General features: G+C 67.5%; 10 protein-coding genes and 1 pseudogene. 7 read left to right on the forward strand and 4 right to left on the reverse strand.

Annotated elements, in window-relative coordinates; genetic code table 11:
• The first annotated feature begins 215 nt into the window (after positions 1 to 215).
• The gene (locus VD972_RS32070) at positions 216 to 1,307 is read left to right on the forward strand and encodes an acyl-CoA desaturase (RefSeq protein WP_324992596.1); all 1,092 of its coding nucleotides are present in this window, start codon (positions 216 to 218) and stop codon (positions 1,305 to 1,307) included.
• Complete coding sequence (locus VD972_RS32075; RefSeq protein WP_324992597.1) at positions 1,304 to 1,681, forward strand: hypothetical protein; 378 nt, start codon at positions 1,304 to 1,306, stop codon at positions 1,679 to 1,681. Before VD972_RS32070 ends, VD972_RS32075 begins: the two co-directional genes overlap by 4 nt.
• Before the next feature lie 35 nt (positions 1,682 to 1,716).
• On the opposite strand, the gene VD972_RS32080 is transcribed toward VD972_RS32075, so the two are convergent.
• Positions 1,717 to 2,724 carry a phosphatidylglycerol lysyltransferase domain-containing protein gene (locus VD972_RS32080; RefSeq protein ID WP_324992598.1) on the reverse strand — a complete coding sequence of 336 codons (1,008 nt, stop codon included), beginning with the start codon at positions 2,722 to 2,724 and terminating at the stop codon, positions 1,717 to 1,719.
• Between the two features lie 68 nt (positions 2,725 to 2,792).
• Here VD972_RS32080 and VD972_RS32085 point away from each other — a divergent pair, with 68 nt between their 5' ends.
• The 5 genes from VD972_RS32085 (at position 2,793) to VD972_RS32105 (ending at position 8,263) form a co-directional block, all read left to right on the forward strand.
• On the forward strand, positions 2,793 to 4,382 hold the full coding sequence (locus VD972_RS32085) for a hypothetical protein (protein WP_324992599.1): 1,590 nt from the start codon (positions 2,793 to 2,795) through the stop codon (positions 4,380 to 4,382).
• A gap of 164 nt (positions 4,383 to 4,546) precedes the next feature.
• Complete coding sequence (locus VD972_RS32090) at positions 4,547 to 5,398, forward strand: hypothetical protein (protein WP_324992600.1); 852 nt, start codon at positions 4,547 to 4,549, stop codon at positions 5,396 to 5,398.
• A complete protein-coding gene (locus tag VD972_RS32095) occupies positions 5,398 to 6,015 on the forward strand; it encodes a hypothetical protein (RefSeq protein ID WP_324992601.1) in 618 nt (205 codons plus the stop codon). The genes VD972_RS32090 and VD972_RS32095 overlap by 1 nt, the downstream gene beginning before the upstream one ends.
• Positions 6,006 to 6,797, forward strand: a complete 792-nt coding sequence (locus VD972_RS32100; protein WP_324992602.1) for a lysophospholipid acyltransferase family protein — start codon at positions 6,006 to 6,008, stop codon at positions 6,795 to 6,797. The genes VD972_RS32095 and VD972_RS32100 overlap by 10 nt, the downstream gene beginning before the upstream one ends.
• Entirely contained in the window at positions 6,785 to 8,263 is a 1,479-nt protein-coding gene (locus VD972_RS32105) for a radical SAM protein (RefSeq protein ID WP_324992603.1), read from the forward strand. Before VD972_RS32100 ends, VD972_RS32105 begins: the two co-directional genes overlap by 13 nt.
• A 17-nt stretch (positions 8,264 to 8,280) precedes the next feature.
• Here VD972_RS32105 and VD972_RS32110 read toward each other — a convergent pair whose 3' ends face one another.
• The 3 genes and pseudogenes from VD972_RS32110 to VD972_RS32120 all read right to left on the reverse strand — a co-directional run.
• Positions 8,281 to 10,236 (reverse strand): chromosome segregation protein SMC, encoded by a 1,956-nt coding sequence (locus tag VD972_RS32110; RefSeq protein ID WP_324992604.1) that lies wholly within the window; start codon positions 10,234 to 10,236, stop codon positions 8,281 to 8,283.
• Between the two features lie 111 nt (positions 10,237 to 10,347).
• The gene (gene rplS / locus VD972_RS32115) at positions 10,348 to 10,728 is read right to left on the reverse strand and encodes a 50S ribosomal protein L19 (protein WP_324992605.1); all 381 of its coding nucleotides are present in this window, start codon (positions 10,726 to 10,728) and stop codon (positions 10,348 to 10,350) included.
• A 136-nt stretch (positions 10,729 to 10,864) separates the two neighbouring features.
• A pseudogene (locus tag VD972_RS32120) lies at positions 10,865 to 11,063 on the reverse strand (tRNA (guanosine(37)-N1)-methyltransferase TrmD); the annotation flags it as partial.

Genomic DNA, 11,063 nt, shown 5'->3' on the forward strand with positions numbered 1-11,063 from the left:
CTCCGCCAAGCTCCCTCCCCTACCTGCTCTCCCTCCCCCCAGAGGAGCGTGATGGCCCTCAACAACCCGCGTTGTCTCCAGCACGCCGTCTCCCAGGTGTTCAAATCTGTGTTACGAACGAAAGACTGCGGCACACCGAGCAGGCCGCAAGGGGATTCTCCCTCGCAAGGCCAGGCTTCAGCGGTGGCAGCGGATGGAGTGAGAGCGGGTGAACGGTGTCGCAAGCAACGAAAGCCAGGTTCCTGGAGGCAGGGCTGTTCCACCAGAGCCTGAAGGCGCGGGTCGAGCAGTACTTGCAAACGAGCGGGCGCTCCCCACGCGATCTGCCAGGCATGTACCTGAAGACGGCGCTCATCCTCGGTTGGTGGGTGGCCTCCTATGTCTGGCTCGTCTTTGGGGCGACCAGCCTGTGGGGCCTGGTCGGCGGGTGCGCGTCGCTCGGGCTGGCCATGGCCGGGATCGGCTTCAGCATCCAGCATGACGCGAACCACGGCAGCTACTCGGAGCGGCGGATGATCAACCGGCTGCTCGGGTGGTCCCTGGATATCGTGGGCGGCTCCTCCTTCGTGTGGAGCTGGAAGCACAACATCTTCCACCACAGCCACCCCAACGTGGTCGGGCTGGATGAAGACATCGACATCCAGCCCTTGTGCCGGCTTGCCCCGAGCCAACGGCTGCGCGCAGGCCACCGCTTCCAGCACGCCTACATCTGGGTGCTCTACGGGCTCCTGCCGCTGAAGTGGCACTTCATCGATGACTTCAAGGATCTGATCAACGGCCGGATTGGCCAGCAGAAGATGCCGCGCCCGAGCAAGTGGAAGCTGACCGGGATCCTCGTCGGCAAGCTCCTGTTCTACAGCTGGGCGCTCGTGGTGCCAGCGCTCTTCCATCCCATCTGGTTGGTGGCGCTGGGCTATGTGATGACCGCGTTCGTGCTCGGGCTGACGCTCTCGACGGTGTTCCAGCTCGCGCACTGCGTGCAGGAGGCCGAGTTCACGGATCTGCCGGAAGGCAGCCACACCTTTCCGCGCGACTGGGCGGCGCATCAGGTGGAGGCGACGGTCGACTTCGCCCGGGGGAACCCGCTGGTCAGCTGGTATCTCGGCGGGCTCAACTTCCAGGTGGAGCACCACCTGTTCCCGCGCGTGTGCCACCTGCACTACCCAGCGCTCGCGCGGATCGTCGAGGAGACCTGTCGGGAGCACGGGGTACGCTACCGCGCGAATGAGAGCGTGGGCGCGGCCTTGAAGAGCCACGTGAGCTGGCTCAAACGGATGGGGCGACCGACCATCGGGAGTGCAGCATGAGTGACGAGACATCAGAGAAGGTTCGCTTTGGGCGTGCGCAGAAGTTCCGGCTCTCTCCCAAGGGCAGCGAGGCCGCGGCGGCCTATGCGCTCATGATCGAGGGGGCCAAGGAAGGCACGGGGCGCGCCCAGTTCGACGCGGCCCGGGCTGCATGGGGGGGCCCCCTGGGACTCAGCTCCGAGGATGGGCTCTTCCTGGTGGAGTTCAGTGAAGGGGCCAGGACAGTCCCAGAGGCGGTGCGCAACCTCGATGGCTGCGGGACCACCGCGAAGGAAGTCAAAGCGGCCGTCGAGCGTCTGCTGCTGCTCGGCATGCTCGAGCCCGTGCCTGCACCGCCACCTCCTCCCGCCCCGCCTCCGCGCCGTTACTGGTAGTCCCCTCGATCCAGGGCACAGTCCCGCCCACCCGCTCACGCCACTGGCGGGGACTGGCTGGAGAAGCTGCGGCGGAGGATCTCCCTGAAGGGCACCCGGCAGGCGCGCAAGAGTGCGAGCAGCGTCGTCACGGCCCACGGAGAGGGCGTCACGAAGTAGCGCTGCGGCGTCAGCCCTGGGAAGGCCTCCTTCAGCTCACGGAGCCGGGTGAGGTACTCGATGCCCGAGAGCTGACGCTCCATCCACCGCACCTGGCGCGCCAGCACGGGCGAGCAGCCCTCGGTGTCCACGTCCACCAGCGGGCAGAACCCCAGCGAGAGCTGCTGGACACCCTCCCCTCTCAGGCGTGCGGAGAGCATCGCGACGGCCGAGTAGTACACACCCCACAGCCGTGTCCGCTCGAAGCGGATGAGGTTCAGCAGGTAGCCCTGGATGCGGCCGCCGTTGAAGTACGGGTCGAGCACCACGTAGCCGAAGACGCGAGCCTCGGCGCCCTGCCTGAGCACGAACATCCGTGTGAGCCCGTCGTCATCGAACGTGAGCGGGCGGTTGAGGAAGTGCATCTCGACCGGCACCGCGCTCCTTTGAAGGTAGCTCCGGGTGATGGCTTCGAGCCGCGCTCGTTCCTCGCCAGTCAGCCGTGACGGATGCACCTCGACCACGTCGAAGCCACCGCGCTCGGCCTTCTTGAGTGCTCCCCTCACTCTCGTGTGAACCTCCGCAGTAGGGTTGTCGAGCGTCAGCACCTTGTCCACCCCCATCCCGCTGACCCGGAACCGGCCGCCGCCGAGCCCCTTCACGAGCTCCGCGACGTCCCGGGGGACGTAGAAGAAGAGCGGACGCCGGCTGTGGCGGAGGAAGCGCTGGACCATCTCCGCCTGATCGTTGGCCGCGCACACCGGAGGGCCGAGCGTGAGCTCGAACCCGAAGGCGCGCTGGAACGCGACATAGCCGAACGAGGTCTCGAAATAGGCGAGCCCCGGCTGCAGCGTTGAATAGGAGATCGGATCCGAGCCATGGGCTCGTACCAGGTCGTGCCTCACGCCTCCAGGTTACGGTATTTTGAGGGCTCGCGGCCCGCGACCCGTTCGGGCAGCCCCATGGAGGAGTGGTGAACTGCCTCAAGGTCGGCGTCGTGGAGCTCCTGGCGCACTCGGTCACCACCCCGCTCCTGCGCCGCCGCATCATCGCGCCGGAGACGGCCTCGGTGATGCCTCAGGCGGTGGCAGTGTGGGCGGAGGAGCTTGGCTGCGAGGTACACTATGCCGTCTGGACAGCGCAGGAGGATCTCCGCCACCTCCTGCCCGAAGGTTTGGACGTCGTGTTCATCTCCGCGTTCAGCCGGGCCTCGTTCGTCGCGTACGCGCTCTCCCACCACCTGCGCGCAAGCGGCGCGGTGACGGTGCTGGGAGGTCCTCACGCCCAGTCCTTTGCGGAGCACGCCCGTGATCACTTCGACTACATCTGCCAGACCACGAACCGCGAGCTGATCGCGGACCTCCTCCAGGCTCCCGAACGGCAGGCACGGGGCCTCGTGCTGTGCGCCGCGGAGGGGCCCACGGCACTGCCGGGTGTCGCCCAGCGCTCGCGGTTCATCGACCACTGTCTCCAGAAAGGCACGAGCGTCTTCCGGATGGTGCCGATGCTCGGCAGCCTGGGCTGTCCTTACACGTGCAGCTTCTGCGTCGACGCACCTGTGAGGTGGCGGGGCATGCCCGTGGAGCCACTCATCGAGGATCTGCGCCACATCGAGCGCCGCTGGGGCGCCGATACGCTGGTCGGCTGGCATGACCCGAACTTCGGTGTCCGGTTCGACGAGTACCTGGGAGCCATCGAGTCCTCTGGGACGCGCCTGGTGCACTGCGCCAGCATGAGCCTGTCCCTGATGAGCGCGCCGAACGCCCGCCGCCTGGGCCGGGCTCGGTTTGGAGTGCTGGGCCCCGGCGTCGAGTCGTGGTTCGACTTCTCCGACAAGTCCGGGCGCGCGCGGCTCTTGGGAGAAGCCAAGGTCCGGCACGTCGCCGAGACCTTGAACGTCGTCCAGGCCCAGGTGCAGCACATCCAGACGAACATGATCATCGGCCTGGACAGCGATCGGGGAGAACTCCCCTGGGAGCTGACGAAGCGGCTCGTGGAGCTCTCGCCAGGCATCTATCCGACCTACTTCCTGGCGACGAACTTCTACAACGCGCCGCTTAGCCGGGAGCTGCATGCCGCGGGGCGGACCCTGGCCATGCCGTTCTCGCTGCTCGACACCAACTGTTTTGGCAACGTGCGGCCCCTGCACTATTCCCCCGTCGAGCTCTACGATCGCCTCATCGATCTCTACTCCTTCGCCTATTCGTGGCGGGCCGTCCTCCGCCGCACGCGCGTGACGCCCGGTGGCTGGGGGAAGCTGGTAAACTTTGGCCGCAGCGTCGATGAAGGGAGAGGCTTCATCGCCTTCCACAAGCGCACCCGCGCCCGGCTGGAGAGCGACCGGGAGCTGCGCACGTTCTACGAAGGCGAGCGCGAGGCACCGCCCACGTCCTTCATGGACGAGGTGAAGACCCAGCTGGGGCCTTACCAGGATCTGTTGCCCGAAGCGCTGCTCTCGCCCGAGCGCTATGCCGAGTCGTTCCGAGCCGCCGCTGAGGCCGCCGTGCAGACGATCCGCGCGCCCGCTGCAGGCTCGGTCCCCAAGGAGCGAGCAGCGTCCTAGAAGGAAAGCCCCTTTCATGCCTGGGGGTGGGGCATTCCCCATGGCCAACAGTTCGGAAATGTCGGGACTTTTTACGCTCAAAACCCCCGACATTTCCGAACAGTTGCCCACCGAGATGGTCCCGACCCGTGATGCAGGGATGAACCGTGGCATAGTGCTGCGCGATGAAGGGAGCAGAGCTCAAGACGACCGCGCGGGCCTTGCCTGGTACGGACCTCTCCCTGGACTCCGCTTCCGAGCCCTACTTCGAGCGCCTGTGCGAGTTGGCGGCGCGCGATCAGTGGAAGCTCGAGGAGCTTGGCTGGCACACCCTCGACGTGTCCTCGCTCCCGGAGCCGTTCCGGCAGACCGCGGCCGATGGCTTCGCTCAGCTCCAGTGGGGGGAGCGGACCGCTCAGCTCGCGGCGACGCGCCTCATCGAGCTCCTGCCCGAGGGGGCCGCGCGTGCGTTCGTCGTGACTCAGCGGACGGACGAGGCCCGTCACGTCGCCTTCTTCGAGCGGGTCATCGGTCTCCTCGGCTGCGAGGGGCGCGTGCGGCCCTCGGTCCAGCGGCTCATGCGCGAGGTGCAGGAGGCCGAGACACCCGAGGCACTGGTGCTCGGGATGCAGATCCTGATCGAGAGCATCGCGCACTCTTTGTTCCAGGAGGCATCACGCGTGGTGAACTCGATCGAGGCCGGAGAAGAGCTCGACGGCCCGCTCCGAGCGTTGAAGACCGTGATGGGCGAGTGGATGCCGCGGCTGCTGGGGCGAGACGAGAGCCGGCACATCGCCTTCGGGCTTCATTACCTGCGCCAGCGCATTCCACGGCTCGAGGGCCCGGAGCGCCACCAGCTCGAGGAGAAGGTCTCACTCTGGGGTGAGTGGGTGCTCGAGCAGGCCCGGGATCCAGACCTGGTGTACGGCATCGGCATCGATGGCGAGGCCGTCTGTGGGCAGCTGATCGAGGATCTGAACCTCCGCCTCGCGCAGGTCGGACTCGAGACGCGGATTGCACCGCTGAAGGCGGCGTGATGGACACCGAGCAATCCATCCAGGATCGGATCGGCTTCTTCGTGAAGCATGGCTACATCGATCGGCTGCCGACGCCCTGGCAGCTCAAGGTGGGCTGGCTGGCGATGCTGCCCGTCACCTTGAGCGAGAGCGATCGGGAGCGCGAGCGCAGCCGGAGCACGCTGATGGGCCAGGTGCCCATCCGAGTCCCGCTGCAGATCCTCTACAACCCGCGCCAGCTCATCACGGACACGGGCATCACCCAGCGCCCGGAGTCCATCGTGCGGCACGTGCTCAGCGTGTACCACGAGGACGCGTTCCTGGGTTACGACCTGCAGCTCTTGCAGTCCCACCCGGACGGCCTGGCGCTGCTGCGCGAGGAGGCGTCAAAGGTTGTCGAGGGGAAGACGCTCTGGGCGCCCTACCTTCGCAAGCTGGTGGGGTGGCCCGGCTACCACGAGGGCCTCATCCGGCTGGCGGAGGCCGCCGAGCGGTTCGAGTACCCGGATCCCTTGGATGTCGATCCGCGGTTCGCCTCGCTCGTGGGCTTCTCCGAGTTCTGCTGCACGATGCCCGACTGGCCCGCGAGCGGGTTCTACGGCTTCGATCTCGAGAGGATCGTCTCCCGGTGGAAGTGAGGCCTGGCGATCTGGCGGCCTGCGATCCGGAGTTCCAGCGGCGCCATGCCGGCTGGATCATGCGGGCCCTCCGCACCTGGTTCCGGGCGGACATCCAGGGGATGGAGAACCTGCCCGAGGGCCCCTTCGTCGGCGTCGGCAACCACAGCGGGGCGGTGCTGATTCCGGACACGCTGCTGTGGGTGGGCACCTACCACACGTCTGGGCGCAAGCCGCCGATGGTGACGCTCGCCCATGATGGGATGTTCGACGCGTACCCGCGGCGGCTCGCGAGCGCTCTGGCGAAGCTCGGCGCGGTGCGGGCTCGCCGGGAGATTGCAGCCGAGGCGCTTCGCCGTGGGTTCGCCGTGCAGGTGTACCCCGGAGGCGACCACGACGCGTGCCGGAGCTTCTTCCGGAGGAACGAGATCGTCTTCGCTGGCCGCAAGGGCTACGTCGAGCTGGCACGTGAGGCGGGCGTCCCGATCGTGCCCGTGGTGTCCGTGGGGGCCCATGAAGCCCTGGTGGTCCTCTGGGACGGGGTGTCGCTCGCGGAGCGGCTCGGGCTCGATCGGCGCTTCCGGCTGAAGGCTTTTCCGCTCTCCTGGAGCCTGCCGTGGGGGCTGTGGCTGGGCCCACTGCCAGGTTACGTGCCGCTGCCGGCGAAGATCAGCGTGCGGGTGCTACCGCCGATCTCAGCGGCGGGTGGGGACATCGACGCGATTGATGCCCGTGTGCGATCATCCATGCAGCGCACGGTGGACGAGCTGGCAAGGGGGAGACGCTTCCCATGGATCGGATGAAGGTCTTCAGGTTCGACGAGTCCCTGGACGTGAACACGGCGACCGAGAGCGAGCTCGGGGCGCGGCTGGAGCGGCTCTGGGACAAGGAGCCGGTGCTGCGGCCGAGGCCGGAGATGCACGACTACCAGCTCACCTATCCGCCGGCGGTCCAGATGGAGAAGCGGGAGGGATACCGGCGCACCCCGAGCGACGAGGAGTACCTGCGGGACGCGGTGGGCTCGTTCAGCGCGGCGGGCTACTACTTCCACTTCGGCTTCTGCAAGTACCGCTGCCGCTACTGCTTCCACTATGAGCTGCTGACGAAGCACAACGACGAGCTGATGGCGCGGTACGTGGGGGCGCTGTCGCTGGAGATGCGGCGTGTGCGCGAGCTAACGCCTCGGCTGAAGCCCGCGCTGTACTTTCTGGGGGGAGGAACTCCCACGGCCTTGCCGGTGCACCTGCTCGAGCGGTTCCTCCAGAGCCTGGTGTTTCACTTCGGCCCGCCACGCACCTCGATGAGCACGGTGGAGGCGAAGCCCGTCACCGCCTCGGACGACAAGCTCCGGGCGCTGGTGCAGGCGGGCTTCCGGCGCATCAACCTGGGTGTGCAGACGCTGGATCCGGAGCTCTATGCCTTCCACCACCAGAAGGAGGACGTGCACGTCGCCCTGGATGCGATCGAGCGGGCCCGGCAGGCCGGGTTCGAGTTCATCAACATCGACATCATGACCGGGCTGGAGCGGCAGACGCCCGAGTCATGGCAGAAGACGCTCGCCGAGATCGAGCGGCTGGCGACGAGCGGCGCGGTGGACAGCGTCTTCATCTACCCGTACCACGACGATCCGCGCAGCGGCACGTACGGCAAGCCCGGCGCGGTGCCCTCGTTCGTGCAGACGGCGCACAGCGACGCGCAGGCAAGAGCCCTCTTCACGCGGCTGGGTTGGAAGGAGCTGGGCGCACGGTTCTACCGGTCGCCCCGGCACATGCGGCGAGAGCTGCTGGAGCTGGCGAAGCTGCGGGTGAACCCAGCGTACGGCGAGGTGCTGTACCACGGGCTGGGAAACTCCAGCTTCTCGATCGGAGACCGGGCCACGTTCCTGAACCACCGGGACGTGCTGGACTACTGTGCGGCGGTGGAGAAAGGCGGGCTGGGCATCGCGTACTGGCGGACGCTGGATGACTCCCAGCGAGCGACGCGGGATGTGACGTTCGATCTGCTCTACAGCCCGTTCACGCGGGTTCGGTCCCGGGCGAAGAAGTACGGCGCGGAGACGATGGCCCACCACCGCCAGCAGTTGGAGCGGTGGGCGGAGCTGGGCCTGGGCGAAGAGAACCGGCTGCTGGGCACCTTCTCACTGACGCCGCTCGGCAAGCTGGTGCACCAGCAGCTGATCCCACAGCACTACCTGCTGGAGGATCGCCGCGCGCTGGACGAGGCCATGCAGCAGCGCCAGCAGGCGGGCCGCCGCTACCGCGGCTACTGACGCCGCTGCCTCGAGGCTCAGAGGTTGACCGAGCCGTCAGCCATCTGCGCCAGGCCCGGGTGCGTCGTCACGAGCAGCACCTGCGTCAGCGTGCCCAGGTGCTTCAGCATCCGCCCGATCAGCGGCAGCTTCACCTCGTCCATGCCGGCGAACGGGTGCTCCAGGATGAACGGGTACTTCACCCGCGTGCACACCTTCTCCACCAACACCATCCGCAGCGCCAGGTAGTACATGTCCAGGTCCCGCGGCGGGATCTCCCCCACCAGCAGCTGCTGACCCGGCACGAACACCGAGGCCCGGCCGTCCTTGTCCCACTCGACGCCCAGGTAGCGCCGGTCCGTCAGAGCGCTCAGGTACTGCGTGCAGCGATCCCGAAGCATCCCTCCCAGCGAGGTGATGTCCGTGGACAGCAGATCCGCCGCCAGCATCATCACCACCGGCGAGGGATCCTCCATCGGCCCCGAGGCCACGGCAGGCTCCCCAGGAGCGGCTCCAGGCGCCGCGGGCGCGGGCGTCCCCGCCTTCGCCAGCGCGATGGACTCCTTCGTCCGTGAGAGATCCCGCTCCACCTCGCGCAGATCCCGCACGAAGGAGCCCTTCTTCCCCACCTCGCCGCTGAGCTCCTCAATCTGGGCCTTGACCGAGTCGCGCTGCTCCCCCGCGGCCACGAAGTCCGGATCGGCCTCCATGGCCGCGAGCTGATCGCGCAGCTCGTTGAGCCGCTGCTCCAGCAGGCCCTTGCGCTCGAACACACCCGGGATGTCCTCGTGGCTCTCCACCTCGAGCAGCTTCATGGCCTTGCGTACGGGCGCGGCCTCGGCCTCGAACTCCTCGAGGATCTTCTTCTCGCGGGCGGAGAACATGCCCTCCTTGTTGCGGACGGTCGTGGTCTTCGACAGATCGTCCACGTACCGCAGCGCCAGCATCGCCGCCCACCCGAAGGCGGGGATGTCCAGCAGCGTCAGGTACCGCCAGTTCGAGTCCACCACCATGCCCAGGACGATGCCCGCCAGCAGGAACAGCGTGCCCGCGCCGAGCCCCACCCAGAAGAGGCGGTTCTTCTTCAGGGGCTCCACCGTGGCTGGAGCCGCCGCCGCATCCTGCTCGCGCTCCGTGGCCAGCCGGTTCAGCGCATCGTCCCGCCGGGCCACCACCTTCGTGTAGCGCTCCACCCGCGTCAGGATATCGGCCGGCAGCCCGAGCGATTCGGGCGTGGGCGCTGCGTTCCACGCGGCCTCCGCGTCCCGGATGGCCACCTTCACGCCGTCGGTGCTCTTCAGCTTCCGCTCCACCTCGAAGAGCTGCGAGTTGAGCCCATCCAGCTTGAACTGGACCTCCTCCACCTCGCGCGACTTCACCAGCTCCAGCTCCAGATCCTTGAGCTTGGCCTCTGCCGCGGGGATGTCCTCCGCGGGGGCCACCGCCTGGGTGCTGGCCAGGGCCGGCATGGACGGGTTGCTCGCCAGCCCATGCATGCCCGGGCTGCTCGCCACGCCCGGCAGCGAGGGCCGCTTCAGATCCGGCTTCGAGGTCCTCACCCTCGGACGGCGCGAGGGCAGGTGGCTCGGCATCAGGCAGAACACCTGCTCCCAGGCGTTGCGCGACGGCAGCCCCACCTGCGAGCGAAGGAACTGGCCGATCTCCGCTGACTCATTGGACAGCAGCTCCGGCGGCTGGCCCGCCGCCGTCTGCTTGTGCAGCGTCCCCGAGCCGCCCAGCTCCCGCAGCAGCCGGTACGTGAGGTTGTCCATGCCCAGCATGGTAAAGGCGGCCTTGCCGCGCTTCTCTCCCTGCGCCGAGAAGCTGGCATCTTCGCCACGCCCATCGGAGTACAGGAGCGCCAGGGCCAGCCCCGCCAGCGGGGTGATCTCGGCAGCGGGGGGCTTGAGGACGAGGAAGCTCGGCTTGAGCTGGAAGCGGCCCTGAGCCGAGAAACCCCGGACGTTCTGGACGGCGACCTCGAGGAAGTGCATGCGCGCCCCCATCCTACCGCACCAACGAAAAAAGGAGCGTCCGCGAACGGACACTCCTCTCTCGGTACCTCGGACACCCGGAAGGTCGCCCCCTCAGGGGGACCCGGGGAGCTAGCTCTTCTTGGCCACGGGGGCCGGAGCGTGCTCGTCGTGCGTGTCCACGCGGGACGCCTTGCCCTTGAGGTTGCGGAGGTAGAACAGGCGGTTGCGGTTCACGTTGCCGCGAGAGAGGACCTCGATCTTCTCGTAGCGGGGGCTGTGCAGCGGGAAGATGCGCTCCACGCCGACGCCGAAGGACACCTTGCGCACGGTGAAGCTGGAGCGGTTGTTGCCCTTCTTCTTGCGGATGACGATGCCCTCGAACGCCTGGACGCGCTCCTTCTCGCCCTCCTTCACCTTCCAATGAACCCGAACCGAGTCACCAGTCCGGAAGTCGACCAACTCCTTGCGGAGGTTCTTGGCCTCGACGTACTCGATGGCGCTGTGACGCATGACTGACTCCAGAAATCCAATGTGGTGCGAATGACCAGTAAGAGGGGGGCCTAGTAGCAGAGACGGGAGGGTCGGACAAGTCCGCAGATCGCCCGGTGTTTTTCCACCCCTGCCCCATCCCCGTCCAACCCGAGCGCTACAGCTCTTCCTCCCGCTTGCCCAGCAGCTTCTGGTCCGCTGGCCCGAGCTCCAGGCGGGCAAAGAGATCCGGCCGGCGCTCCCGGGTGAGCACCAGGGCCTTCCAGCGCCGCCACCGGGCAATCCGGGCGTGATCTCCGGACTGGAGCACCGCGGGCACCTCGGCGCCCCGGAAGACGGGAGGCCGCGTGTACTGG

Source organism: Hyalangium sp., assembly GCF_035629615.1.
Classification (GTDB): domain Bacteria; phylum Myxococcota; class Myxococcia; order Myxococcales; family Myxococcaceae; genus Hyalangium.